Raw genomic sequence first — 24,237 nt, 5'->3', positions numbered from 1 at the left:
CGCGGGACGGCCCTCCGGGGTGTCGCTCAGCCGCGGTAGGTGAGGTTGCGGCCGCTGTCCGGGTCGAACAGCTGCACCTTGTCCGGGTCGAACCAGATCTCGGCCGGCTCGCCCTCGGTCGCGGTGGACGTCGCCGAGATCCGGGCGACCAGGGACACGCCGCCGCCCGGCACGTCGGCGCTGCCCGCGTCGGCGGCGAGCTCGGCCAGTTCCGCCGACGTCGCCTGTTCACCCGAGAGGCTGAAGTAGGCGAACTTGTCCGACCCCATCGACTCCAGCACGTCGACCTGGTTGGTGAAGCTGACCCCGGTCGAGCGAACGTGGTCTTCCACCAACCGGGCGTCCTCGAAGTGCTCCGGCCGCAGCCCCATGATCACCTCACGGGGTGCGTCGGCGCTCTCCAGCAGCCCGCGCACCCGGTCGGTGAGCGGCACGTCGCCGAGCGCCGCGCGCAACGTGCCGTGCTCCAGCGCGGCGGGCACGAAGTTCATCGCGGGCGAGCCGATGAACCCGGCGACGAACAGGTTGGCCGGGTTGTCGTAGAGGAACTGCGGCGCGCCGATCTGCTGCACCGCGCCGCCCCGCATCACCACCACCCGGTCGCCGAGGGTCATCGCCTCGGTCTGGTCGTGCGTCACGTAGACGGTGGTGGTGCCGAGCTGCTTCTGCAGCCGCGACACCGACGTGCGCATCTGCACGCGCAGCTTCGCGTCCAGGTTGGACAGGGGCTCGTCCATCAGGAACGCCTTGGGGCTGCGCACGATCGCGCGTCCCATCGCGACCCGCTGCCGCTGCCCGCCGGACAGGTTGGACGGCTTGCGGTCCAGGTGCTGGGTCAGGTCGAGGATCTGCGCGGCCTCCCGGACCTTCTTCTCCACCGTGGCGTCGTCCACCTTGGCCAGCCGCAGCGGGAAGGCCATGTTCTCCTTCACGGTCATGTGCGGGTAGAGCGCGTAGGACTGGAACACCATCGCGATGTCGCGGTCCTTGGGCGCGCGCTCGTTGACCCGCTCGCCGCCGATGCGCAGCTCGCCGGACGTGATGTCCTCCAGGCCCGCGATCATGTTGAGGGTCGTGGACTTCCCGCAGCCCGACGGGCCGACCAGGATGATGAACTCGCCGTCGGCGATCTCGATGTCCACGTCCCGCACGGCCACCGCGCCGTCGGGGTACTGCTTGGTCACGTTGTCCAGAACGATCTCGGCCATTGCTTCACCCCTTGACGGCGCCGGAGGTCAACCCGGCGACGATCCGACGCTGGAAGAACAACACGAAGAGGATGATCGGGATGGTGATCACCACCGCGGCGGCGGCGATCGACCCGGTCGGGTCCTCGAACTGCGAGCTGCCGGTGAAGAACGACAGCGCGACCGGCACCGTGCGGGACTGCTCGGTGGAGGTCAGCGAGATCGCGAACAGGAAGTCGTTCCAGCAGAAGATGAACACCAGGATGGCCGTGGTGAACACGCCCGGCGCGGCCAGCGGCGCGATGACCCGGCGGAACGCCTGACCGGGCGTCGCGCCGTCCATCTTCGCCGCCTTCTCAAGCTCCCACGGGATCTCCCGGAAGAACGCAGACAGCGTGTAGATCGCCAGCGGCAGCGCGAACGTGATGTACGGCAGGATCAGGCCGGGCCAGGTGTCGAACAGGCCCAGCGTCCGCTCGATCTCGAACAGCGGCGAGACCAGCGAGATCTGCGGGAACATCGCGATCAGCAGCGACACCCCGACCAGCAGCCGCTTGCCGGGGAAGTCGAGCCGGGCGATCGCGTACGCGGCCATCGTGCCGAACACGACCGCCACGGCCGTGGCGATCAGCGCGATGCCGATCGAGTTGACCAGCGCCCGGACGAACTCCGTGGTCGAGAAGATCGCCTTGTAGTTGTCGAACGTCCACTGCCGGGGGATGAAGTTGCCGTCGGCCAGGGTTTCCTTGGTCTTGAACGACAGCGACACGATCCACAGCACCGGGACCAGCGCGTACGCCACCACGAGGATGTTGAGGACGGTCCAGCGCGCCTTGCGGCCCGTGGTCACCGCCCCGCCGATGCCCGCCATCAGCGCCTCCCCCCGCCGTCGCCGCCGGGAGCGGCGGTGCCGAACAGCTTCACGAACACGAACGCGATGATCGCCACCGCGATGAAGATCAGCACCGACATGGTGGAGCCGATGCCCAGGTTCAGGCCCTTGATCAGGTTGTTGTAGGTCAGCATCGACACCGACGACGTGCCCTGCGAGCCCGCCGTGAGCACGAACAGGTTGTCGAAGATGCGGAACGCGTCGAGCGTGCGGAACAGCAGCGCCACCAGGATCGCCGGCTTCATCACCGGCACCATCACCTTGGTGAACCGCTGCCACGCCGACGCGCCGTCCATCGCGGCGGCCTTCAGCAGGTCGTCCGGCACCAGCGCCAGGCCCGCCATCAGCAGCAACGCCATGAACGGCGTGGTCTTCCAGATCTCGGCCAGCGTCACCACCATGATCGCCGGGATCTTCTCCGTCAGCACCGGCTCGCCGCCCGCGAGCGTCTCGGCCAGGTAGCCGGTGCCCGGCGTCCACGCGTAGCGCCACGAGAACGCGGCGACGACCGTGACGATGCCGTACGGGATCAGCGTGGACGTGCGCACGATGCCGCGGCCGACCAGCGTGCGGTGCATGATCAGCGCCAGGGCCATGCCGAGCACGAGCTCGACGGCCACGGACACGACGGTGATCAGCACCGTCACCCACATGGCGTTCCACCAGTACGGGTTGGACAGCACGGTGGCGTAGTTCTCCAGCCCGACGAACTCGGTGCGGTCCGGGAACTTCAGGTCGTAGCGCTGCAGGGACAGCCAGACCGAGTAGATGATCGGCCAGCCCGCCACCGCGGCCATGATGAGGATCGCGGGCGCGCACAGCATCAGGCCGAGCCGCCGTTCCGCCTTCTTGCCCTCGCTCAGGGCGGCCTTCGCCCGCGGCGACAGCTTCGGGTCGGGCGCCTCCGCGTCGGTCGGCGCGTGGTTCACCGCGTGGCTCACGGCAGCACCCCCTTCGAGTCGAGCGCGTCCTGCAGCTCCGACCGGAGCCGGTCCGCCGTCCGCTGCGGGTCGATGCCCGACGGCGGCGACAGGATCGTGGAGATCACCGTGGAGACGTTCTGGTACGCGGGGGTGCGCGGGCGCGCGCTCGCGTTCTTCAACGTCTCCAGGATCGCCTCCTTCATCGGGTACGGCTTCGCCATCTCCGGGTCCTGGTAGACCGATTCGATGGTCGGCGGCACGCCGTCGTTGATGGCGGCGAACTTCTGGTTCTCCGCGCTGCGCAAGCACATCACCGCGTCGAACGACTCCTCGGGGTGCTGCGTGAACGCGCTGACGGCGTAGTTGATGCCACCCACCGTGACCTCGGCCCCGTCGCCGTCGATCGACGGGTACGGCGCCCACGCGAGGTTCTTCGCGAAGTCCGGCTTCTCCTGCGCGGCGGCGTAGACGTACGGCCAGTTCAGCATGAACGCGGCCTTGCCGCCCTCCATGGCCAGGCGGGCGTCGTCCTCGGCGGCGTTGGAGAACGACGGGTCGACCACGTCGGACGTGGCGAACTTCTTCAGCACCTCGAGCGCCTTCACCGCGCCGTCGTCCACCACGGCCTTGGTGCCGTTCTCGTCGAGGATCTGGCCGCCCGCGGAGTTGACCAGCGTGTTGTAGAGGACGACCAGGCCCTCGTACTGCTTGCCCTGCGCCGCCACCAGGCCGGGCGTGTCCGGGTTGCCGTCCCCTTCGAGGGCGGAACCCTGGTCGATCATCTCGTCCCACGTCTTCGGCGGGGTCGGCACCAGGTCGCTGCGGTACCACAGGAGCTGGACGTTCGTGTTGTCCGGGGCGCCGTACAGCCTGCCCTCGTACCGGGCGGTCTCCAGCGGTGTCTCCAGCGTGCCGTCCTCGACCCGCGTCCTCGCCTCGCCGGTGAACTCCTTGATCCAGCCCGCCTTGGCCAGCTCCGCGGTCCACGTCACGTCCAGCGCCAGCACGTCCATGCCGGTGTCCTCGGCGGCGAGCCTGCGGACCATCTGCTCGCGCTGGCCGTCGGCCTCGCGCGGGAGCTTGTGGTAGACGATCCGGTAGCCGTCAGCCGCCGAGTTGCAGTTGTCGACGATCTTCTGGAAGTTCTCCTGCGGGTACTTGTAGACGTTGATGGTGATCCCGCCGTCACCCGAACCACAGCCCGCCAGCACGGACGTCGCGATCAGCGCGGCGCCCCCTGCGGCGGCCAACCGATGACCCTTGCCCCTCATCGGTCCTGCCTCCTTCCCGACAACGGAGGAGCCAGACCGCAGCGCCCGGCACCTCGTCGTGCCCACCGGTCGAAGTGCAGGTCGACCGGTGGAACGAACGTAGGCCCGGTGATCAGGTGCCGCAACCACCGGAGCCCGGAACGGCCTTACCCGATGGGGTGGGAAATCAAACCTCAGTCTTGCTTCGCGTCCGACGGGCGCATGGCGAGCCGGGCGAGCAGGTCGCGGCCGCGCTCGGCCGAGCGCGGCTGGCACAGCACGTCGTAGCGGCCCGCGACGAGCTGGCTCGCGCTCTGGAAGTCGCGCTTGCCGCGCGCCGAGCCGTAGCCGACGGCGGCGAAGATGAGGCCGAACGCGATGCCGACGACCAGGCCGACCACGATCGGGCCGAGGCTGGAGGCGGGCGTGGTGTTGAACAGGCTGAGCAGGACGCCGACGAACAGGCCGAACCACGCGCCGGACGCCGCGCCGGTGCCCAGCACCCGGCCCCAGGTGAGCTTGCCGGTGACCCGTTCGACGAGCATCAGGTCCACGCCGACGATCGTGACCTCCTGGACGGGGAAGTCGCCGTCGGCCAGGAAGTCGACCGCGCGCTGCGCCTCCTCGTACGTGCTGTACGAACCGATGGGCCAACCGGTGGGCGGGGTGGGCAGCCGGGGAGGCACGCCGGGTCGGTTCTGGCCGGAGAAGGAACTCGTCACGGTGACCACCTCTTCGCGGTGCTGATCTCCCCATCCTGCCAACACGGGGCGAACAGTGCGAAACGGGTGACGGGAAACTGACGCGAACGTGACTCCGGCGGGGCCGGGTGCGGCGTACGCGCGGGCCGGGGCGGCTGTTCGGGGGTACAGGGCCGGCGGCCCGCCGTCCACCGGCGACGGGCTCGCCTGCCGGTGGACCGCGGGCCGTGCGTCAGCCGCGCGACGGGCCGTGCGTCAGCCGCGGGACTGGTAGTCGCGCAGGAGGCCGCGGCTGATGATGGTCTTCTGGATCTCGCTGGTGCCCTCGCCGATGAGCAGGAACGGGGCCTCGCGCATCAGGCGCTCGATCTCGTACTCCTTGGAGTAGCCGTAGCCGCCGTGGATGCGGAACGCCTCCTGCGTCACCTCGGCGCAGTACTCGGACGCGATGAGCTTCGCCATGCCGGCCTCGACGTCGTTGCGCGCGCCGGAGTCCTTCAACCGGGCCGCGTTGACCATCATCAGGTGGGCGGCCTCGACCTTCGTGGCCATCTCGGCGAGCTTGAACGCGATGGCCTGGTGCTCCACGATCGGCTTGCCGAACGTCTTGCGCTGCTGGGCGTACTCGATGGCGAGCTCGAACGACCGCAGCGCGATGCCGCACGCCCGCGCCGCCACGTTGACCCGGCCGACCTCGACGCCGTCCATCATGTGCCGGAAGCCCTGGCCGGTGCGGCCGCCGAGGACCTGGTCCGCGCCGATCCGGAAGCCGTCGAACACCATCTCGGTGGTGTCGACGCCCTTGTAGCCCATCTTGTCGATCTTGCCGGGGATGGTGAGGCCGGGCAGCACCTCGCCGTAGCCCTCGGGCTTCTCCACCAGGAACGTGGTGAGGTTCCGGTGCGCCTTCTCCGCGCCCTCGTCGGTCTTGACCAGCACGGCGGTGAGGTTGGACGTGCCGCCGTTGGTCAGCCACATCTTCTGGCCGTTGACGACGAAGTCGTCGCCGTCGCGGGTGGCGCGGGTGCGGATCGCGGCGACGTCGGAGCCCAGTTCCGGCTCGGACATGGAGAACGAGCCGCGCACCTCGCCCGTCGCCATCCGGGGCAGGTACTTCTGCTGCTGCTCGGGCGTGCCGTGCTGCTTCAGCATGTGCGCCACGATGAAGTGCGTGTTGATCACGCCGGAGACCGACATCCAGCCGCGCGCGATCTGCTCCACGACCAGGGCGTAGGTCAGCAGGGACTCGCCGAGCCCGCCGAACTCCTCGGGGATGGTGAGCCCGAACAGGCCCATCTCCTTCATGCCCTCGACGATGTCGGCCGGGTACGTGTCACCGTGCTCCAGCGCCTGGGCGTGCGGGATGATCTCCTTGTCCACGAAGGTGCGCACCGTCGACAGGATCTCCTCCTGGACGTCGGTCAGTCCTGCGGTCCGGGCCAGGCGCGCCATCGCGGTTTCCCTTCGTAGCTCTCGGGTTACCGGCGAGTATGGCGCGGTTAACGCGCGTTCGCGCTACGAAAGGTGCTCCTCGCCACGCGCTGAACCGAAACAGCGGAACGCCTGCGCCGCGCCGAGGACGTCAGGCGCCGGCGGCGAGGGACTTGGACGCGGAACCGGGCCAGGCGACGGGTGGCCGGCGGTCGCGCGGCGGTGGCACGGCGGTCAGGCGGCCGGCGGCGGACGATCGGGCAGTGGGCAGCCGCGACCCTCAGGCCGCGGTCGGAGGGCGGTCAGGCGCGGACCAGTTCTATCTCGTGGCCGCACTTGCGGCAGACCTCGGAGAAGACGTGGACGTCTTCGGAGCACGCGGGGCAGGGGCGGAAGCTGCGCTGCAGCAGGTCGTCGTGGCGGCGCTGGAACAGACGCCTGCGGACGGCTCGGTGTCGGGGCACGCCCACCACCATGCACACGGCCCACCCGGTGATCGCCACTCGGGAGCGCGACTTGTGTGAATGCTCACCGGCGGGGCCACCAGCCCGTGACCCCGCCGGCACGCCGCGTCACCCCTCCGGCGGCGACCACACGTTCGTGCGGGTCATGCCGGCGGCACGTCCCTTGGACGAGATGACCAGCGCCATCTTCCGGGACGCCTCGTCGATCATCTCGTCGCCGAGCATCACGGCGCCGCGCTTGCCGCCCGCCTCGGACGTGAAGTAGTCGTACGCGTCGAGGATGTTCTCGGCGTGGTCGTAGTCGTCCTGCTTGGGGCTGAACACCTCGTTCGCCGCGTCGATCTGGCCGGGGTGCAGGACCCACTTGCCGTCGAAGCCCAGGGCGGCCGAGCGGCCGGCCACGCGGCGGAAGCCGTCGACGTCGCGGATCTGGAGGTACGGGCCGTCGATGGCCTGCTTGTCGTGCGCCCGCGCCGCCATGAGGATCTGCATCAGGATGTAGTGGTACGCGTCGCCGACGTCGTAGCCGGGCGGCTGCTCGCCGACGACCAGGGACTTCATGTTGATCGACGCCATGAAGTCGGCCGGGCCGAAGATGATCGTCTCGACCCGCGGGGACGCGGTGGCGATCGCGTTGACGTTGATCAGGCCGAGGGCGTTCTCGATCTGCGCCTCGATGCCGATGCGGCCGACCTCGTACCCCATGGTCTTCTCGATCTGGGTGAGCAGCAGGTCGAGCGCGTGCACCTGCTCCGCGGTCTGCACCTTGGGCAGCATGATGCAGTCCAGGTTCGCGCCGGCGCCCTCCACGACCTCGGTGACGTCGCGGTAGGTCCACTCGGTGGTCCAGTCGTTGACCCGCACGACTCGGGCGCGCGAGCCCCAGCCGCCCTCGTTCAGCGAAGCCACGATGGTCTTGCGGGCGCCGGGCTTCGCGAGCGGGGCGCACGCGTCCTCCAGGTCGAGGAACACCTGGTCCGCGGGCAGCGTGCGCGCCTTGTCGATCATCTTCTGGCTCGATCCGGGCACGGCCAGACACGAGCGACGGGGACGCTGCTGGTCGACCACTGGGGGTACCTCCTCGTACCGGCCGGTAACTCCTGTCGTGCGAAGGGTGGCACGCACCTGTGCCGCCCGCTATTTCGTGAGTCACGATTCACAGGCCCGTGGCAGGCTGAACCGGTGGAGATCGAGCAGGTGCTGGACAACGCGCTGCGCAAGGCCGCCGCGCTCTGGGTCACGCCGTCCGGTCACGAGCCGCGGCTGGTGTGGGCGCTGTGGCGGGACGGCGCGGTGCTGGTGGCCGTCGGCGGCACGGAGCAGGACGTGCCGGGCCTCGACGACGGCGTGGCGTGCACGGTGACGGTCCGCTCCCCCACCACGCACTCGCACCTGGTGGACGCCCCGGCGACGGCGCGGCGGGCGGACCTCGGCGACGACGACGCGGCGGCGTTGCGGGCGGCCCGGCTGAACGGCCGGGCGGAGTGGGAGTCGGTCTACCGGCTGGAGTTCCGGTGATCACCGTCCCGGACGACTTCGCGGTGCACCTGGGCGAGGAGGCGCTGTCGTGGCGCGCCACGCTCCCCGCGCTGGCCACGAAGTTCTGCGCCCGCTGGGACCTCACCCCGGACGGCGACCTGATGCACGGCTACGTCGCCGTCGTCCTCCCGGTCCGCCGCGCCGACGGCCACCCGGCCGTGCTGAAGCTGACCTGGCTGGACGACGAGACCCGGCAGGAGCCCCTGGCGCTCGCCGCGTGGCGCGGCGAGGGCGTGGTGCGGCTGCTGGACCACGACGACGAGCACGGCGCGCTGCTGCTGGAACGCCTCGACCACACGCGGACGCTGCTGGACGTGCCGGTCGAGGAGGCGCTGGCCGTCACCGGCGGGCTGCTGCGCGGGCTGCGCGTCCCGGCGGGGCCCGAGTTCCGCCGGCACGAGCCCGGCGACCTGGCCGCGGAGAACGCCGCCCTGGGCGGACCCGTGCCGGCCGCGGACGTCGACCGGGCCGCCGAGCTGGGCCGGGCGCTGGCGGGCAGCGCGGCGCGGACCCTCGTCAACGAGGACCTGCACTACGCCAACGTGCTGCGCGGCGAGCGCGAACCGTGGCTGATGATCGACCCGAAACCGCTGTCCGGCGACCCCGAGTTCGGCGTGATCCCGTTGCTGTGGAACAGGTTCGGCGAGCTGGACGGCGAACGCGGGCTGCGCGACCGGTTCGCCGCGCTGTGCGACATCGGCGAGCTGGACGCCGCCAGGGCCCGCGCCTGGACGTTCTACCGGGCCGTGGACACCTGGTTGTGGTGCCTGGACGCGGGCGAGGCCCACCTGGCCGCCACGAGCGCCGCCATCGCCGACGCCTTCCGCCCGTGATCCCGGGGACGGCGGCCCGTCCACTGTGGAACGCAGCGGCGGGGCGTGCGGCGGACTAGCCTGATCACGTGGTCGCCGTGAACCGGGTCTTCGCCGCTCAACTCGCCGGGCTGCCCGTGTTCGGGCCCGACGGCGAGTCCATCGGCAAGGTCCGTGACCTGGTCATCGGCCTGCGGGTGGACCGCCAGCCGCCGCGCGTCCTCGGGCTGGTGCTCGAACTGGCCACCCGGCGGCGCATCTTCGTGCCGATGCTGCGGGTCACGTCGATCGAGCCGAACGCCGTGACGCTCGCCACCGGCTCGGTCAACCTGCGCCAGTTCCACCAGCGCACCAACGAGGTGCTGGTGGTCGGCGAGCTGCTCGACGCCCGCGTCACGCTCACCACCGGCGCGTCCGCGGTGCTGGTCGACGCCGCGATGGAACCGACCCGGACCAGGGACTGGCGGATGACGCGGGTGGCCGTGCAGGAGCGCACCGGGCGGCTGGCCAGGCGCGGACCGGTGCAGGTGCTGCGCTGGGAGGAGCTGACCGGGCTGTCGGTGACCGAACTCGCAGGTCAGCCGCAGGGCGCGCAGCACCTGGTGGCGATCTTCGAGACGATGCGCGCCGCCGACGTGGCGCTGGCCCTGCACAGCCTGCCGCTGAAGCGCCGGTACGAGGTGGCCGAGGCGCTGGACGACGAGCGCCTCGCCGACGTGGTGGAGGAGATGGCGGAGGAGGACCAGAAGGACCTGCTCGCGCACCTCGACGACGAGCGCGCCGCGGACATCCTGGAGGCGATGAACCCGGACGACGCGGCGGACCTGCTGGCCGAGCTGCCCGAGGTGGAGAAGGACCGGTTGCTGGAGCTGATGGAGCCGGAGGAGTCCGCGCCGGTCAGGCGGCTGCTGGAGTACAGCTACGACACGGCGGGCGGCCTGATGACCCCGGAGCCGGTGGTGCTGTCGCCGGACGCGACGGTCGCCGAGGCGCTCGCGCACGTGCGCAACCCGGACCTGACGCCCGCGCTGGCCAGCATGGTGTTCGTGTGCCGGCCGCCGACCGCGACGCCGACCGGCCGGTACCTGGGGTGCGTGCACATCCAGCGGCTCCTGCGCGAACCGCCGTCCGACCTGGTCGCGGGCGTCCTGGACCTGGACCTGGCGACGTTGTCGCCGAACGCGTCGCTGAGCGACGTCACCCGCTACTTCGCCGCCTACAACCTCGTCTGCGGGCCGGTCGTCGACGAGAGCGACCACCTGATCGGCGCGGTCACCGTGGACGACGTGCTGGACCACCTGCTGCCCGCGAACTGGCGCGAGACGGGGCTGACCCATGCCTGAGCTGCTGCCGCGCCGGCGGCTCGACCAGCCGCGCACGCCCGGCCGGTTCCGGCTGTCGCTCGACCCGGAGGCGTTCGGCCGGTTCTCCGAGCGGCTGGCCCGGTTCCTCGGCACCGGCAAGTTCCTGTTCTGGCAGACGCTGCTGGTGATCGTGTGGATCACGCTGAACCTGTTCGCGGTGACGCTGCGCTGGGACCCGTACCCGTTCATCCTGCTCAACCTGGCGTTCTCCACCCAGGCCGCGTACGCCGCGCCGCTGATCCTGCTGGCGCAGAACCGGCAGGACGACCGCGACCGGGTGTCGTTGGAGGAGGACCGGGCGCGGGCCGCGCAGACGAAGGCGGACACCGAGTACCTGGCCCGCGAGCTGGCCGCGCTGCGGCTCGCCGTTGGCGAGGTGGCGACCCGCGACTACCTGCGCAGCGAGCTGGAACGCGTGTTCCGCGAGCAGCGCAAGCGCCCCGCCAAGGACGGCGGCGGCGGTGGCGGCAGCGGGGGCGGCGGGGGCAAAGAGGCGAAGGGCGCGGTCAAGGACGACGTGCCGACGTAGGCGCGGCGGCCGTCACGACTCGTCGTCGGAGCCCAACCGGTCGCAGGCTCGGCCGAAGGCCTCGAGCTCGGCGTGGCTGAACGCCTCCGCGAAGTGCCGCGCCACGCCGGTGAGGTGCGTGCCGGACGCGACCCGCAGCCGGTCGAGGCCCTGCGGGGTGAGCACCGCCACCACGCCGCGCCCGTCGCCGTCGGCGCGTTCCCGCAGCACGAGGCCGGCGCGTTCCAGCCGGTCGACCAGTCGCGTCACGCCCGACCGGGACAGCAGCACGGCGTCCGCCAGTTCGGTCATCCGCAGCCGGTGCTGCGGCGCCTCGGCGAGCTGCACCAGGACGTCGTAGGCCGCGAGCGACAGGCGTTGCTCGGCGATCAGCTCGGCTTCCAGGACCCGAGTGAGCCGCGCGTGCGCCCGGAGGAAGGATCGCCACACCCCCAGCTCGGTACGGGTGGGCAACCGGGCAGATCCGGTTTCCGGCACGGACACCAATGTTACGGAAAGCACGCAACCGGCTTCGCGCTGCCCCCGGAACGGAGGTGACCAACCGGTAGCTTGGAGGTGCACGGCCCGCCGTAGCATGGCGGTCCCACCACATCTTTCGAAGGCGCTTCCAGTGACTCTTCCTTCCGTTGACGACGTGCAGAAGGCGTTGGCCGGTGTGCAGGACCCGGAGATCCGGCGTCCCATCACCGACCTGGGCATGGTCAAGGGCGTCGTGGTCGGTGACGACGGGATCGTGGACGTGGCGGTGTACCTGACCGTCTCCGGCTGCCCGCTGCGCGACAAGATCACCGCCGACGTGACGTCCGCCGTGTCCGCGCTCGACGGCGTGTCCGCCGTCCGCGTCGAGCTGGACGTGATGAGCGACGCGCAGCGCACCGAGCTGCGCAAGTCGCTGCGCGGCGGCGTCGAGGAGCCCGTGATCCCGTTCGCCCAGCCCGGCTCGCTGACGCGGGTCTACTGCGTGGCGTCGGGCAAGGGCGGCGTCGGCAAGTCGTCGGTGACGGTGAACCTGGCCGTCGCGATGGCGGCGCGAGGGCTGTCCGTCGGTGTGGTGGACGCCGACATCTACGGCCACTCGATCCCGCGGATGCTCGGCACGGACGGCAAGCCGACCCAGGTCGAGAAGATGATCATGCCGCCGCAGGCGCACGGCGTGAAGCTGATCTCCATCGGCATGTTCACGCCGGGCAACACGCCGGTCGTCTGGCGCGGCCCCATGCTCCACCGGGCGTTGCAGCAGTTCCTGGCCGACGTGTTCTGGGGCGACCTCGACGTGCTGCTGCTCGACCTGCCGCCGGGCACCGGTGACATCGCCATCTCGGTGGCCCAGCTGGTGCCCAACGCGGAGATCCTGGTCGTGACGACGCCGCAGCAGGCGGCGGCCGAGGTGGCCGAGCGGGCCGGGTCGATCGCGTTGCAGACGCGGCAGCGGATCGCCGGCGTGATCGAGAACATGTCGTGGCTGGAGCTGCCGGACGGGACGCGGATGGACGTGTTCGGCTCCGGCGGCGGGCAGGCCGTGGCCGACTCGCTGACCAAGGCCGTCGGCTCGGACGTGCCGCTGCTGGGCCAGGTCCCGCTCGACCCGCGGCTCCGCGAGCAGGGCGACTCGGGCACGCCGATCGTGCTGGCGCACCCGGAGTCGGCCGCCGGTCAGGTGCTGACGACGGTGGCGGGCAAGCTGTCGACCCGTTCGCGCGGGCTGGCCGGTCGCCTGCTGAACGTCTCGCCGGCCGGCCGCTGACGCCCACGGGTGCGGTTCGCGGGTGATCGCCGCTCGCTACTCGCCGCGAAGCGTGATGTGCTCGTCGACTTCCCCGTCGGCGATGGCGCCACCGTAGATCGCCAGACCGTTGGCGAACTCCGCGCCACGCTCGACGGCGAACTCGATCGTGTTCTCGCCGCGCCGGAGCGCCGAGGCGTCGAACCGCCACCGGTAGTGGGCGCCGCTCCCGTCGTCGGGCATCACGCGTCGGGATGGCAGGCGGGTGCCGTTCACGATCACCGTGACGTCCGTGCGCTGGTCCTCGCTGTCGGTTTGGTACTGGGTGTCGGCGGAGAGTCGCGCCGAGAGCTCGACCTGTCCGCCCTCGAACTCGCCGAGGGTCACCCGGTACACGAACGAACCGACGGAGTTGCCGTAGGCGTGGGCGTGGGTCACGCCCTCCGTCTCCGGCAGGTCCCTGCGGGATTCGTAGCCGGGTCCGTCGGGCTGCCACCAGGAGGCTGCGACGTCGTAGGACGACGGTGCGACCTTCACGTCGAGCCTCTTGTCGTCCGACTGCGACCCGGCCGGCCGCGGTGACGTGGCGGGCTGAGAGGTGGCGGGTGGTGGCGCGGCGGGTTGCCGCGGGAGCAGCCAAGCGAGGATCGCGACCACCAGCGCCATGGCGCCCACGACCAAGGCCCCCAGGCCCGCCACCGCCCCTGCCCTGGTCCAGGGCCCTTCCACTCGACTACCTCCGTGCTCACCCCGGTCGAGTGCCGGCCCCGGCGCCGCCGCTCGCGACCTTCACCCCGACTGGTCGACCCGAGCCCGCTCGCGTCAGGTGGCGTCCGGGTCGTACGGCGGGCGCTCGCCCTGCTGGAGGGGGCGGTCGCGGGTGGACTGGGCGGAGGACGGCGGGACGGCCGGGTGGCCGTTCGGCTTCTCCGCCGGGTCGTCGTCCCACAGGTGCTTGGTGATCGCGCGCTTCGGGTCGAAGTTGCGGAGTTCGCGGAGGTCTTCCAGCGGCTTGCGGAGCTGCTCGAACTCCGGCCCCATCTCCTGCTTCAGCTGCTCCCGCGCGCCGGTCGCGTAGTCGCGCACCTGGCGGACGGTCTTGCCGACCCACGCGGCGGCCGAGGGCAGTCGTTCGGGCCCCAGGATGAACAGGCCCGCGACGATGATGATGAGGATCTCAACCCATCCGATGCTGTCGAACACCCGCGTGCCCCACCTTCCGCGCCCAGCCGGCCGAACCCCGACGCCCGGACCCCGGCCCGGTTGCCAGCGTAGCCGTCAGTCCGACCTCAGGGTCACCTGCACGGTCAGCTCCCGACCCTGCCTGGCCAGCACGACCGGCACCGTCTCGCCGATTTCACGGTCCCTTACGGCAACGGTCAACTCCGCGGCGTTGCGCACCACCCGGTCGCCGACGCGCGTGATCACGTCGCCCTCCTCGATACCCGCCGCGTCCGCCGCGCCGCCCTCGGGGACGTTCTGCACCTGCGCGCCCTCGGCCGTCTCCGCCGACGCCGAGCGCACGTTGATGTTCATGTCCGCGTGCTTCACCTGGCCATCGCGGATCAACGCCTGCGAGACCCGGCGCGCGTAGTTGCCGGAGATGGCGAACCCGAGGCCGACCGAGCCGCCGGTCTCGGTCCGGATCGACGAGTTGATGCCCACCAGCGCGCCGGACGAGTCGACGAGCGCGCCGCCCGAGTTGCCGGGGTTGATGGCCGCGTCGGTCTGGATCGCGTCGTAGGTGACCTGCGGACCGCCGTTCTCGCCCGCCGCCGTCACGGGTCGGTGCAGGGCGCTGACGATGCCCTCGGTCACCGTGTTCGACAGCGACAGCGGGGAGCCGATGGCCAGCACGGTGTCGCCGACGGCCAGGTCGTCCGAGTCGCCGAACTGCAGCACGGTCGGGTTCTCCACGTCGACCTTGATCACCGCGAGGTCGGTCTTGGAGTCGCGGCCGACGATCTGCGCCACGGCCCGCTTGCCGTCGGTGAAGACGACGGTCAGCTTCGCGGACGTGTCCTGCGCCGCCGGCGCGACGACGTGGTCGTTGGTGAGGATGTACCCCTCGCCGTCGATCACCACGCCGGAGCCGACGCCCGCCACGTTCGCGCCCTTGAACTCGATCGACACGACGCTGGGCGTGACGCGCTGCGCGATGTCGGCGACCGACCCGACGGGGCGTTCCTTGCCGGGCTTGACCTCGGCGAGCGTGACGCCGCCGTCGGTGAGCGGGTTGCCCATCCGGCCGAGCAGCCAGCCGACGACGCCGCCGCCCGTGCCGACCAGCAGGGCCGCGACCAGCAGGAACACCAGGGCCATCGGCTTGACGCGCCGCCCGAACAGCAGCTCGGGGACGCTGAGCTGCGGGCCGGGCCGCGCCTCGGGCTTGGGTTCGGTGTCGGGTTCCTCGGTGACGGCGGGCGGGCCGATGACGGCCGACGCCCCGGGGTCGCGCCACGCGTCGCCCGCGGGCTTGCCCTCCCAGAAGACGGGCTCCACCTCGGGCTCGCCGTTCAGGTCGACCGGCGGGCGCTGCAAGCGGGTGGCGCTGTCGCCTTGAGGGCGGCCGAACGCCGTGGACAGCGCCTCGGGCGGCGGCGGCGCGAGCCGGACCTGGCCGTTGCCGTTGAGGTTCGGACGGTCGGCGGAGAACGCGCCCGGCACGCCCTGCGGTCGGCCGAACACGGCGGCTTGGCCGGGGTCCACGGGCGGGCGGTCCAGGGGACGCGGCGCGAGCCTGCGGTGCACCCCGTCGTCCACACCGGACCTGGGAGTCCCGTTGCCCTGCTCTGGCTCGCTCATCGCTCCCCGCACGTCGTCACACCAGTCGTCACACCATGAGTCGTCACACCACGGTTGTCGCGGGGCAATCGTGCCTCGTCACCGGTGAAGTTGCCGTCAGCGGGTCGGCGGGCGGCCGGTGACCAGGCGTGGGTCCGGGCCGGGCCGGTGGCATCGCCCGGAGTGGCGGTTGGCCCGGAACGGTGGTCCGCCGGAACGGTGGTCCGCCGGAACGGCGGTTCGGCCCGGAGCGGTGGTTCGGCCGGAACGGCGTCAGCGGCCGAGGACGGTGTTCGCCACGGGGCGCAGCACGTCCGCCCGCTCCTGCTCGGCAGCGGTCAACGACGACGGCGCGACGACGGGCGGCGGCGGGGTGTTGCCCTGGGCGGGCGTGGGCGAGTGGTCCTCGCTGCCGGGTGCGACCAGGGCGAGCGCACCGAGCATGAGCCCGGACACGACGACACCGGCGCCCTGGCGCGCGCGTTTGCCGCCGAAGAAACCGGTCCCGAAGCGGCTACCGCCGCTGGTTCCGAAAGGGCGGCTCTGCCCCAACACGGGTCCGCTGCCGAACGCGACCCGGTCGGGCCGCTGCACGGTGACGAGTTGGCCGTCCTCGGTGACCGCGAGGCCGTCGGGCGCGCTGGGCAGTTCCACTTCCTGCGGGATCGCGCCCAGCCTGGCGAGCAGGCCGGCGGGCGCGCACGGCGCGTCGGCGGCGCGGACCGCGGAACGAGCCTGCTGCTGGGAGTAGGCCTCGGCCGCGCAGAACGGGCAGCGCGCGAGGTGCGCGGCCGCCCGGTTGTGCGCCGAGGCGGACAGCTCGCCGTCGACGAAGGCGACGACCGCGTCGGGCAGCAGGTGCTGCTCGGGCAGTTGCCAACCTCGCAGGTCGGTCATGCAGAGTCCTCCTGAGCCAGACCCCGACGGCGTTCCAGTGCGACCCGCAGGGCCTGGCGGCCCCGGTGGATCCTGCTCCTCACGGTACCGAGTTTGACGCCGAGCGTGGCGCCGATCTCCTCGTAGGAGAGCCCTTCCACGTCACACAGCACGACGGCGGCCCGGAACTCCGGCGGCAACTCGTCCAACGCGGCCTGGAGCTCCGGGTCGAGGTGCGTGTCGTCGTAGATCTCCTCGGGCGTCGGGTCGTCGCCGGGGATGCGGTCCGTCTCCTCCGGCAGGGCCTCCATCCGCACGCGCGAGCGGCGGCGGGCCATGTCGAGGAAGAGGTTGGTGGTGATGCGGTGCAGCCAGCCTTCGAACGTGCCCGGCTTGTACGACGCGAGGGAGCGGAACACCCGGATGAACGTCTCCTGGGTGAGGTCCTCGGCGTCGTGCTGGTTGCCGGTCAGGCGGTAGGCCAGCCGGTACACCCGGTCGGCGTGGTCGCGCACCACTTGGTCCCACGAGGGCGCGATCCAGTCCGCGTCCTCGATGGGCGCGTTGGGTACGGCGGTCGGCTGCGTTGGCATCGGGCGGTTAAGCACCTCCACTGGGCTGCTGCCCTGCTGCACGGGTCAACGTTCGGCTGCCCTCACGTGTTCCCGTTGGTCGTGCGCTGGAACCAGACTGACCGGTCCGCTTATAACCATCGTGAGAGTCGGCTGAGAGCAGGCTGAGAATCCGGGTTGCCTGCCGATCCCGCCCGGATCGCCGCCGGCGGCGTTAGCCTTCGGGTGTGGATGCGCCGACGCGCGAGTACGTGGAGCGCTACCTGCCCGAGGACGCCGTGATCACGGCCGCCAGGGCTCGTGGCGTCGAGTTGGGGTGCGTGCCGATCGGGTCCGGCGGCGGCGCGGCGCTGCGGTTCCTCGCCGCGGCGTTGCAGGCCAAGGCCGTGGTGGAGATCGGCACCGGCGCCGGTGTCGGCGCGTTGTACCTGCTCAGCGGCATGCCCGCGGCCGGGGTGCTGACCTCGATCGACGTGGAGCCGGAGCACCAGCGGGCGGCCAGGGTGGCGTTCGCGGAGGCCGGCATCGCGGTCTCGCGCACCCGGTTGATCATGGGCCAGGCGCTGGAGGTGCTGCCCCGGCTGACCGACGGCGCCTACGACCTGGTGTTCGTGGACGCGGCGAAGGCCGAGTACCCGAAGTACCTGGCCGAGGGCGTGCGGCTGCTGCGGCCGGGCGGCGTCATCGCGTTCGACAACGTGCTCTGGCACGGCCGCGTGGTCGACCCGGCGCACCGCGACCCGGACACGACGGCGATGCGGGACGTGGCGCGCGCGGTGCGGGAGGACGACCGGCTGGTGCCGGTGATCCTGCCCTTGGGCGACGGGCTGCTGGTGGCCGCGAAGGTCGCCTGACCGGTCCCGACCACCCGATCGGCGTCACCCTTGTGGGTGAAAAGCCCCGCCGATGTGGCCGGCGGCTCGGACGGACGCGCGCACACCGCGCGGCCGGGCGCCGGGGACCGCCGCGAGGGCGGCCCCCGACCGGCCTCAGTCCGCCGTGACGCCCTTCCCGAGCACCGTCACGCCGCCCGCCGACACGGTGTAGCGCTGCCGGTCCGTCGCCGGGTCCACGCCGATCAGCGCGCCGTCGGGCACGACGACGTTCTTGTCCAGGATCGCCCGCCGCACGACCGCGCCGCGACCGATCCGCACGCCCGGCAGCAGCACGCTGCCCTGCACCACGGACCCCGACTCCACGACGACGTCCGAGCTGATCACCGAGCCGTGGATGGTGCCGGAGATGATCGAGCCCGGCCCCACCATGGAGTCCTCGGCGCTGCCGCCCGCGATGAACTTCGCCGGCGGCAGGGGCGGGGTCGCGGTCCGGATCGGCCACGCCTGGTTGTAGAGGTTGAACACCGGGCGCACCGACACGAGGTCCATGTGGGCCTCGTAGTACGCGTCGATGGTCCCCACGTCGCGCCAGTACCCGCGGTCCCGGTCGGACTCGCCCGGCACCTGGTTGTCGGCGAAGTCGTAGACGTGGGCCTGCCCCTGGTCGACGAGCATCGGGATGATGTCGCCGCCCATGTCGTGGTCGGAATCGGGGTTGGCCGCGTCCGCGCGCAACGCGTCGATCAGCGCTTCGGTGGTGAACACGTAGTTGCCCATCGACGCGAAGGTGACCTCGGGGTCACCGGGCACGTGCGGTGGGTCCGACGGCTTCTCCAGGAACCGGGTGATCTGGCCGAACTCGTCGGAGTCGATGCACCCGAACGCCTTCGCCTCGGCCCGGGGCACCCGGATGCCGGCGACGGTGACGCCGGCGCCCGTCTCGACGTGCTGGTCCACCATCTGGCCGGGGTCCATCCGGTAGACGTGGTCCGCGCCGAAGATGATCACGTGCTCCGGCTTCTCGTCGTTGACGAGGTTGAGGCTCTGGAAGATCGCGTCGGCGCTGCCGGTGTACCAGCGCGGGCCCAGCCGCTGCTGCGCCGGCACCGGCGTGACGTACTGGCCGAGCACATTGGACAGGCGCCACGTCGTGGAGATGTGGCGGTCCAGGGAATGGGATTTGTACTGGGTGAGCACGCAGAGCTTGACGAAACCCGCGTTCACCAGGTTGGACAGGACGAAGTCCACCAGCCGGTAGTTACCGCCGAAGGGCACCGCCGGCTTTGCCCGGTCGGCGGTCAACGGCCACAACCGTTTGCCTTCGCCACCGGCGAGGACAATTCCTAGAACATGCGGTTGCCCTTTCACAGGAACGACCCTAACCGGGTGAGCACCGGCCCACCAACGGCGAAGTAACGCAAACTCGACTTGTTCACCCGGCTGCCCCCGGTCGCGGGGTTACGGTGAGCGCCGTGCGAATTGGACTGCTGACACGGGAGTACCCGCCGGAGGTCTACGGCGGAGCTGGGGTGCACGTCGGTTTCCTGGTGCCGAGGTTGCGCGAACTGGTCGACGTGGACGTGCACGCCTTCGGCGGGCCGCGCGCGGACGCCAGGGCGCACAACCCGGCGCACGGCCTGGAGCAGGCGAACGCCGCCCTGGCCACGCTGTCGGTGGACCTGGAGATGGCCGCCGCCCTGGGTGACGCGCAGCTCGCGCACTCCCACACCTGGTACGCCAACATGGCCGGTCACCTGGCCAAACTGCTGCACGGCATACCCCACGTGGTGACCGCGCACTCGCTGGAGCCGCGCCGGCCGTGGAAGGCCGAGCAGCTGGGCGGCGGCTACCGGGTCTCGTCCTGGGTGGAGCGCACCGCGTACGAGGCGGCGGACGCCGTGATCGCGGTCAGCGAGGGCATGCGGGCCGACGTGCTCGACTGCTACCCGGCGCTGGACCCGGCACGGGTGCACGTGGTCCGCAACGGCATCGACACGGCGGCCTACCACCCCGTGGCGGAGACGGACGCGCTGGTCCGGCACGGGATCGACCCGCACCGGCCGATCGTGACGTTCGTGGGGCGGATCACGCGGCAGAAGGGCGTCGGGCACCTGGTCGCGGCCGCGCACCGGTTCTCGCCGGACGCGCAGATCGTGCTGTGCGCGGGCGCACCGGACACCCCGGAGATCGCCGAGGAGACGCGGCTCGCGGTGGCGGAGCTGGCGGCGTCCCGGCCGGGGGTGTTCTGGATCCAGCAGATGCTCCAGCCGGCCGAGGTGCGGCAGATCCTGAGCCACTCGACGGTCTTCGTGTGCCCGTCGGTGTACGAGCCGCTGGGCATCGTGAACCTGGAGGCGATGGCGTGCGGGACGGCCGTGGTGGCGTCCGACGTGGGCGGCATCCCGGAGGTCGTCGACCACGGGCGCACCGGCCTGCTCGTGCACTACGACGAGAAGGACGTGGAGGCGTACCGGACGGCGCTGGCGGACGCGGTCAACGAGGTGCTGGGCGACCCGGAGCGGGCGGCGGCGTTCGGCGCGGCCGGCCGGGAGCGGGCGGTCGAGGAGTTCTCGTGGGCGACCGTGGCCGAGCAGACCGTGGACGTCTACCGGGCCGCGCTGGCCTCGCCGACCCGCTGACCCCTGACTTCTGACCCCTGGTCCTCCTGGCCTCTGACCCCCCTGAACACCGTTGAGCGATCGTTGAACACCGCAGTGTGACGCGCGCCACCTCGTGCCGGATGCAACCGGACGGGGTGGCGATCGCCTTTAAGGGGTGGGGGCGACTACTGGGGGCGGTATGCGGTGGCTTGTGCTCCTGCTCGCGCTGGCGGCCGGCGGGTGCGCCACGCCGGCGTTCAGCGCCGAGCAGGTCCGGTTGACCATCGAGGGGAAAGAGGTGCTGGACGCGCCCGGCCTGCAGGCGCGGGCCGAGGCCGAGCTGAGCTACACGTTGTCGTTCGGGTACGTCGCCCGCACCGGCCACGACCCGGTGAGCTGCTGGTTCGCCCGCACGGGCCGGGCGTTCGAGATCGACACCAGGCTGTGGTGCGGTCCGGTGCAGGTGCCCGGCACGGCCGCCACCACCGACTGGGTGCCCGTGCCGCTGAAGCAGGTGGACCAGAACGGGTCCGGCATCCGGCTGGAGGTGCAGCCGGCGCAGGTGCCGCCGCAGGGGTCGCGGAGCACGCCGGTGGGGAAGCTGGTGCGCACCGACGGGCGGGAGACCGTCGCCGACCAGGGCGTCGGCGCGGCGGGGCCGGACTTCCTGGCCGTGCTGCCCGACGACGGCCAGGCGCTGGACGCGGCGTCGGCGGTGGTGCGGGACGACCAGCTCGAAGTCCGGGTGACGGGCTACTCGGCGCCCGCGGTGTGGCCGACGGCGGAGGGTGACCTGCGGGCCGAGCACGGGGTGGCGCTGCGGGTCCTGCGGCTGCACGTGACGCGGCACAGCGTGGTCGACTCGGCGTTCGGCCAGACGCCGTGGCGCGGCTGGCTGCCGCAGTTGCCGGAGCTGGCGCTGGACGTGCCGGGTCGGCGGCACCGGCTGCCCGACGACCGGCTGCCGGAGCGGGGTTCGGTGCTGGTGGTCTACACGGTGCCGGTCACGGGCCAGCCGGAGTCGCTGGTGCTCGACACCGTGGGGGCGAAGTCGCTCCAGCAGCGGGTCGAGGTGCCGTCCGGCCGGGCGCTCGGCGACGTGCCGCACGTGCTGCGGCGCGCGCCGGGGCCGGAGTCGATGTCGGTGTCCACGCCCGTGTCGGTCGGCGCCGCCGGGCGGGCGGGGTCGCTGGAGGTGATCCGGGCCCGGCTGGGGCGGCAGCGGCCCGTGTCGTCCGACGGGCAGTACGAGCTGGCCACGGCCGCCGCCGGGAAGGCGCTGCTGGAGCTGCGGCTGGTGGGCCACGACGTGCCGACCGTGCTGGGCGCGGGCGTCACGGCGCCGCTGGTGGCGGTGACCCTGCCGGACGGCGCGCAGGCCCGTCAGGTGGGCGCGCGCTACGGCGGGGAGACGTTCCCGGTGGCGGTCGTGTACGAGGTGCCGGAGGACGTCCGGTCGGTGACGTTCGCGGTCACCTCGGGGACCGTGGCCCTCCCGCAGCTGGGCACGGTCGCCGTCACCGGCGGCGAGGCGGCGGAGGTGCCGCTCGACTTCTGACCCCGGTGGGCGAGGACGGCGGCGAGCGCCGCCAGGGCAAGCCAGGCGGTGACCAGCACGACCAGGCCGGACCAGCCGTGCGCCTGGTGCGCGACGCTGCCCGCCGTGCCGCCCGTGCTGCTGCCGACGTAGAAGGCGAACAGGTACACGCCCGGCGCCTGCCCCCGCGCCTGCCGGGACGCCCTCGCGCCGACCCAGCCAGGAGACCGAGACCGTGCGCGGCCTCGTCGCGGCGGGCCTCGGCGTGGCGCTGCTGCCCCACGCCGACTCGCCGTCGGGGCTGCCGGAGATCTCCCTCACGCCGCGGGCGGGTCGGGAGATCGCGCTGGTCTGGCCCGCCGACGTCCCGCTCCCACCCGCCGTGCGGGCGTTCCGGGATCACGCGCTGGGCGCGTAGCCCTCGGCCAGCTCGATCAGGGTGCGGGCCGCGAAGCCCGTCGCGCCGGCCACGACCTCGTCGTACACCTTGTCGGCCCGCGCGGGGCCGGCGATGTCGAGGTGCGCCCACGGCACGTCGCCGGTGAACTCGCGCAGGAACAGGGCGGCGGTGATGCCGCCCGGCCCCGGCGGGCACTGCCGGACGTCGGCGATGTCGCTGCGCACGTCGTCCGCCAGGTGGTCCAGCAGCGGCATGCGCCACCAGGCCTCACCGACCCGCGCGCCCGCCTCGGCGACGCGGGCGGCCAGGTCGTCGTCGGTGGCGAACAGGCCGCCGGTGCGCAGGCCGAGGCTGACCTTCATCGCGCCGGTCAGCGTGGCCACGTCGACCAGGACGTCCGGCGCCAGGTTCCGCACCGCGTACGCCAGCGCGTCGGCCAGCACCAGCCTGCCCTCGGCGTCGGTGTTCGTGACCTCGGTCGTGGTGCCGCCGTACTGGCGGATCACGTCGCCCGGCCGGTACGCCGACCCGGACACGTGGTTCTCCGCCGCGGGCACCAGGCCGGTCACCCGCACGGGCAGGCCGAGCGTCGCGACGCCGACCAGGGCCGCGACCACCGCCGCGCCGCCGGACATGTCGGTGCGCATCAGGTGCATGCCCTCGGCGGGCTTGATCGAGATGCCGCCGGTGTCGAACGTGATGCCCTTGCCGACCAGCACGAGGTGGGGCTGCCCGGCGGCCGTGCCCGGCCAGGTCAGCTCGATGAACCGGGGCGGGCGCGACGACCCGCCGCCCACCGCCAGCACACCGCCGAAGCCCTGCTCGGCCAGCCACCGCTCGTCCCGCACCTCGACGCCCAGGCCCGGCACGGCCCGCGCCGCCTTCGCCGCCGCCGCGGCCAGCCACGACGGGTCCTTCACGTTGGACGGCGTGTTCGCCAGGTCGCGGCTCAGCGACGTCGCGGCAGCCAGCGCGTTCGCCTTCCGCACGACCTCCGCCAGCGCCGGGTCGGCCGCGACCAGCCGCAACGACCTCACCCGCTTCGGCGGGTCCTCGCCGGTGACCTTGAACCGGTAGCCGCCCACGGCCGCGCCGAGCGTGAACGCGGCCACCGCGTCGGCGGTCACGTCGGCGGGCAGCCGCACGTCGAACGTCGTCCCGCCCGCCTTCTCCGCGTCCGCGTGCAGGGCCCGGACCAGCGACGCGCCGGCCTTGCGCCAGTCGCCCGCCCCGCCGTCGCCCACGCCGACGACCCACGTCCGCCCCTGCCGCGACGTCGACCCCGCCTTGCCGGACACGTCGTCCACGTCCAGGTCGGGGGCCTCCTCCGCACCCGGCCCGAACCGGACCGGGTCGCCGGGGAACGCGACGAGCACCGCGGGCACACCTCGCCGGAGGGTGTCGGCCACCTCGACGGTGACCAGCGGGGTGGGCAGGGGCGCTCGCACGGGGGAACCTCCCGGTGGGGTTTCTGGGACAGGGTGGGTCAGGTCACACCGGGCCGGTGGCGTCACAGGTGACCTGGGCCGTCACGACGTAGCGATGCCCCGGTTCCACTGTGGAAACCGGGGCTCGACGCTGTCTCGTTCCGGCTGGTCAGCCGGCGGCTGCCTTGAGGGCGTCGCCCAGGGCGTTGGCCTCGTCCGCCGACATCTCGACGACGAGGCGGCCACCACCCTCGAGCGGAACGCGCATCACGATGCCGCGCCCCTCCTTGGTCACCTCGAGGGGACCGTCGCCGGTCCGGGGCTTCATGGCCGCCATCGCGTGCTCCCTCCGTCAACATCTTCCCCGTCCGACCAGGGCCGGATACTCCG

At 72.1% G+C, this 24,237-nt stretch carries 25 protein-coding genes and 1 pseudogene; 9 read left to right on the top strand and 17 right to left on the bottom strand.

What is annotated here, in order from left to right:
- Window positions 1-26 precede the first annotated feature (26 nt).
- The 8 genes from ACRAKH_RS04395 to ACRAKH_RS04360 form a co-directional block, all read right to left on the bottom strand.
- A complete protein-coding gene (locus tag ACRAKH_RS04395; protein WP_380724050.1) occupies window positions 27-1,208 on the bottom strand; it encodes an ABC transporter ATP-binding protein in 1,182 nt (393 codons plus the stop codon).
- 4 nt (window positions 1,209-1,212) lie between these two features.
- Window positions 1,213-2,058 carry a carbohydrate ABC transporter permease gene (locus ACRAKH_RS04390; protein ID WP_380724051.1) on the bottom strand — a complete coding sequence of 282 codons (846 nt, stop codon included), beginning with the start codon at window positions 2,056-2,058 and terminating at the stop codon, window positions 1,213-1,215.
- Window positions 2,058-3,008 carry a carbohydrate ABC transporter permease gene (locus ACRAKH_RS04385; RefSeq protein WP_380724060.1) on the bottom strand — a complete coding sequence of 317 codons (951 nt, stop codon included), beginning with the start codon at window positions 3,006-3,008 and terminating at the stop codon, window positions 2,058-2,060. The genes ACRAKH_RS04390 and ACRAKH_RS04385 overlap by 1 nt, the downstream gene beginning before the upstream one ends.
- A gap of 8 nt (window positions 3,009-3,016) precedes the next feature.
- Window positions 3,017-4,273: an ABC transporter substrate-binding protein gene (locus tag ACRAKH_RS04380; RefSeq protein ID WP_380724052.1), complete on the bottom strand. Its 1,257-nt coding sequence runs from the start codon at window positions 4,271-4,273 to the stop codon at window positions 3,017-3,019.
- Between the two features lie 173 nt (window positions 4,274-4,446).
- The gene (locus tag ACRAKH_RS04375; RefSeq protein WP_380724053.1) at window positions 4,447-4,974 is read right to left on the bottom strand and encodes a general stress protein; all 528 of its coding nucleotides are present in this window, start codon (window positions 4,972-4,974) and stop codon (window positions 4,447-4,449) included.
- A 234-nt stretch (window positions 4,975-5,208) separates the two neighbouring features.
- The gene (locus ACRAKH_RS04370) at window positions 5,209-6,405 is read right to left on the bottom strand and encodes an acyl-CoA dehydrogenase family protein (RefSeq protein WP_380724054.1); all 1,197 of its coding nucleotides are present in this window, start codon (window positions 6,403-6,405) and stop codon (window positions 5,209-5,211) included.
- 281 nt (window positions 6,406-6,686) lie between these two features.
- A complete protein-coding gene (locus ACRAKH_RS04365; RefSeq protein ID WP_380724055.1) occupies window positions 6,687-6,848 on the bottom strand; it encodes a hypothetical protein in 162 nt (53 codons plus the stop codon).
- A 108-nt stretch (window positions 6,849-6,956) separates the two neighbouring features.
- Complete coding sequence (locus tag ACRAKH_RS04360) at window positions 6,957-7,916, bottom strand: HpcH/HpaI aldolase/citrate lyase family protein (RefSeq protein WP_380724056.1); 960 nt, start codon at window positions 7,914-7,916, stop codon at window positions 6,957-6,959.
- 114 nt (window positions 7,917-8,030) lie between these two features.
- On the opposite strand from ACRAKH_RS04360, the gene ACRAKH_RS04355 reads away from it, so the two are divergent.
- The 4 genes from ACRAKH_RS04355 to ACRAKH_RS04340 all read left to right on the top strand — a co-directional run bounded on the left by ACRAKH_RS04355 (window position 8,031) and on the right by ACRAKH_RS04340 (window position 11,092).
- Window positions 8,031-8,366 carry a hypothetical protein gene (locus tag ACRAKH_RS04355; protein ID WP_380724057.1) on the top strand — a complete coding sequence of 112 codons (336 nt, stop codon included), beginning with the start codon at window positions 8,031-8,033 and terminating at the stop codon, window positions 8,364-8,366.
- On the top strand, window positions 8,363-9,220 hold the full coding sequence (locus ACRAKH_RS04350; protein WP_447009642.1) for an aminoglycoside phosphotransferase family protein: 858 nt from the start codon (window positions 8,363-8,365) through the stop codon (window positions 9,218-9,220). The genes ACRAKH_RS04355 and ACRAKH_RS04350 overlap by 4 nt, the downstream gene beginning before the upstream one ends.
- 68 nt (window positions 9,221-9,288) lie before the next feature.
- Entirely contained in the window at window positions 9,289-10,542 is a 1,254-nt protein-coding gene (locus ACRAKH_RS04345; protein ID WP_380725909.1) for a magnesium transporter MgtE N-terminal domain-containing protein, read from the top strand.
- Window positions 10,535-11,092, top strand: a complete 558-nt coding sequence (locus ACRAKH_RS04340; protein WP_380725907.1) for a DUF1003 domain-containing protein — start codon at window positions 10,535-10,537, stop codon at window positions 11,090-11,092. Before ACRAKH_RS04345 ends, ACRAKH_RS04340 begins: the two co-directional genes overlap by 8 nt.
- A gap of 12 nt (window positions 11,093-11,104) precedes the next feature.
- Here the strand turns inward: ACRAKH_RS04340 and ACRAKH_RS04335 are convergent, their stop codons facing one another.
- Window positions 11,105-11,569: a MarR family winged helix-turn-helix transcriptional regulator gene (locus tag ACRAKH_RS04335; RefSeq protein ID WP_380725905.1), complete on the bottom strand. Its 465-nt coding sequence runs from the start codon at window positions 11,567-11,569 to the stop codon at window positions 11,105-11,107.
- A gap of 97 nt (window positions 11,570-11,666) precedes the next feature.
- Between ACRAKH_RS04335 and ACRAKH_RS04330 the strand changes: the two genes are divergently transcribed.
- Window positions 11,667-12,836, top strand: coding sequence for an Mrp/NBP35 family ATP-binding protein (locus ACRAKH_RS04330; RefSeq protein WP_447009641.1), 1,170 nt, complete (start codon window positions 11,667-11,669; stop codon window positions 12,834-12,836).
- Window positions 12,837-12,872: 36 nt separating this feature from the next.
- Here ACRAKH_RS04330 and ACRAKH_RS04325 read toward each other — a convergent pair whose 3' ends face one another.
- The 5 genes from ACRAKH_RS04325 to sigE form a co-directional block, all read right to left on the bottom strand.
- Entirely contained in the window at window positions 12,873-13,544 is a 672-nt protein-coding gene (locus tag ACRAKH_RS04325; protein ID WP_380725901.1) for a hypothetical protein, read from the bottom strand.
- Window positions 13,545-13,637: 93 nt separating this feature from the next.
- Entirely contained in the window at window positions 13,638-14,018 is a 381-nt protein-coding gene (tatB, locus tag ACRAKH_RS04320; protein WP_380725899.1) for a Sec-independent protein translocase protein TatB, read from the bottom strand.
- A gap of 75 nt (window positions 14,019-14,093) precedes the next feature.
- Complete coding sequence (locus tag ACRAKH_RS04315) at window positions 14,094-15,620, bottom strand: S1C family serine protease (RefSeq protein WP_380725897.1); 1,527 nt, start codon at window positions 15,618-15,620, stop codon at window positions 14,094-14,096.
- A gap of 252 nt (window positions 15,621-15,872) precedes the next feature.
- Window positions 15,873-16,496 carry an anti-sigma factor family protein gene (locus ACRAKH_RS04310; RefSeq protein ID WP_380725895.1) on the bottom strand — a complete coding sequence of 208 codons (624 nt, stop codon included), beginning with the start codon at window positions 16,494-16,496 and terminating at the stop codon, window positions 15,873-15,875.
- The gene (sigE, locus tag ACRAKH_RS04305) at window positions 16,493-17,068 is read right to left on the bottom strand and encodes an RNA polymerase sigma factor SigE (protein ID WP_380725893.1); all 576 of its coding nucleotides are present in this window, start codon (window positions 17,066-17,068) and stop codon (window positions 16,493-16,495) included. The genes ACRAKH_RS04310 and sigE overlap by 4 nt, the downstream gene beginning before the upstream one ends.
- Window positions 17,069-17,274: 206 nt before the next feature.
- Here sigE and ACRAKH_RS04300 point away from each other — a divergent pair, with 206 nt between their 5' ends.
- Complete coding sequence (locus ACRAKH_RS04300) at window positions 17,275-17,901, top strand: O-methyltransferase (RefSeq protein WP_380725891.1); 627 nt, start codon at window positions 17,275-17,277, stop codon at window positions 17,899-17,901.
- A gap of 135 nt (window positions 17,902-18,036) precedes the next feature.
- On the opposite strand, the gene glgC is transcribed toward ACRAKH_RS04300, so the two are convergent.
- Window positions 18,037-19,251, bottom strand: a complete 1,215-nt coding sequence (glgC, locus tag ACRAKH_RS04295) for a glucose-1-phosphate adenylyltransferase (protein ID WP_380725889.1) — start codon at window positions 19,249-19,251, stop codon at window positions 18,037-18,039.
- 104 nt (window positions 19,252-19,355) lie between these two features.
- On the opposite strand from glgC, the gene glgA reads away from it, so the two are divergent.
- The 3 genes and pseudogenes from glgA to ACRAKH_RS04280 all read left to right on the top strand — a co-directional run.
- Window positions 19,356-20,522, top strand: coding sequence for a glycogen synthase (glgA, locus tag ACRAKH_RS04290; protein ID WP_380725887.1), 1,167 nt, complete (start codon window positions 19,356-19,358; stop codon window positions 20,520-20,522).
- 160 nt (window positions 20,523-20,682) lie between these two features.
- The gene (locus tag ACRAKH_RS04285; RefSeq protein WP_380725885.1) at window positions 20,683-22,041 is read left to right on the top strand and encodes a hypothetical protein; all 1,359 of its coding nucleotides are present in this window, start codon (window positions 20,683-20,685) and stop codon (window positions 22,039-22,041) included.
- Window positions 22,042-22,240: 199 nt separating this feature from the next.
- A pseudogene (locus tag ACRAKH_RS04280) lies at window positions 22,241-22,438 on the top strand (LysR substrate-binding domain-containing protein); the annotation flags it as partial.
- Here the strand turns inward: ACRAKH_RS04280 and ACRAKH_RS04275 are convergent.
- Together ACRAKH_RS04275 and ACRAKH_RS04270 are read right to left on the bottom strand one after the other, a co-directional pair.
- Window positions 22,420-23,868 (bottom strand): leucyl aminopeptidase family protein, encoded by a 1,449-nt coding sequence (locus ACRAKH_RS04275; RefSeq protein WP_380725881.1) that lies wholly within the window; start codon window positions 23,866-23,868, stop codon window positions 22,420-22,422. The pseudogene ACRAKH_RS04280 and the gene ACRAKH_RS04275 overlap by 19 nt on opposite strands.
- A gap of 148 nt (window positions 23,869-24,016) precedes the next feature.
- Entirely contained in the window at window positions 24,017-24,184 is a 168-nt protein-coding gene (locus ACRAKH_RS04270) for a DUF3117 domain-containing protein (protein WP_012783412.1), read from the bottom strand.
- Window positions 24,185-24,237 lie beyond the last annotated feature (53 nt).

The sequence above is a fragment of the Saccharothrix hoggarensis genome, assembly GCF_052936025.1.
This window is presented reverse-complemented; position numbering and strand designations above follow the sequence as displayed.

What these genes read in the sequence shown, in the direction of transcription:
- ACRAKH_RS04395 (WP_380724050.1), bottom strand. Translation starts at nt 1,208, where the DNA reads ATGGCCGAGATCGTTCTGGACAACGTGACCAAGCAGTACCCCGACGGC.
- ACRAKH_RS04390 (WP_380724051.1), bottom strand. Translation starts at nt 2,058, where the DNA reads ATGGCGGGCATCGGCGGGGCGGTGACCACGGGCCGCAAGGCGCGCTGG.
- ACRAKH_RS04380 (WP_380724052.1), bottom strand. Translation starts at nt 4,273, where the DNA reads ATGAGGGGCAAGGGTCATCGGTTGGCCGCCGCAGGGGGCGCCGCGCTG.
- ACRAKH_RS04370 (WP_380724054.1), bottom strand. Translation starts at nt 6,405, where the DNA reads ATGGCGCGCCTGGCCCGGACCGCAGGACTGACCGACGTCCAGGAGGAG.
- ACRAKH_RS04340 (WP_380725907.1), top strand. Translation starts at nt 10,535, where the DNA reads ATGCCTGAGCTGCTGCCGCGCCGGCGGCTCGACCAGCCGCGCACGCCC.
- ACRAKH_RS04330 (WP_447009641.1), top strand. Translation starts at nt 11,667, where the DNA reads ATGGCGGTCCCACCACATCTTTCGAAGGCGCTTCCAGTGACTCTTCCT.
- ACRAKH_RS04315 (WP_380725897.1), bottom strand. Translation starts at nt 15,620, where the DNA reads ATGAGCGAGCCAGAGCAGGGCAACGGGACTCCCAGGTCCGGTGTGGAC.
- ACRAKH_RS04310 (WP_380725895.1), bottom strand. Translation starts at nt 16,496, where the DNA reads ATGACCGACCTGCGAGGTTGGCAACTGCCCGAGCAGCACCTGCTGCCC.
- sigE (WP_380725893.1), bottom strand. Translation starts at nt 17,068, where the DNA reads ATGCCAACGCAGCCGACCGCCGTACCCAACGCGCCCATCGAGGACGCG.
- ACRAKH_RS04285 (WP_380725885.1), top strand. Translation starts at nt 20,683, where the DNA reads ATGCGGTGGCTTGTGCTCCTGCTCGCGCTGGCGGCCGGCGGGTGCGCC.
- ACRAKH_RS04270 (WP_012783412.1), bottom strand. Translation starts at nt 24,184, where the DNA reads ATGGCGGCCATGAAGCCCCGGACCGGCGACGGTCCCCTCGAGGTGACC.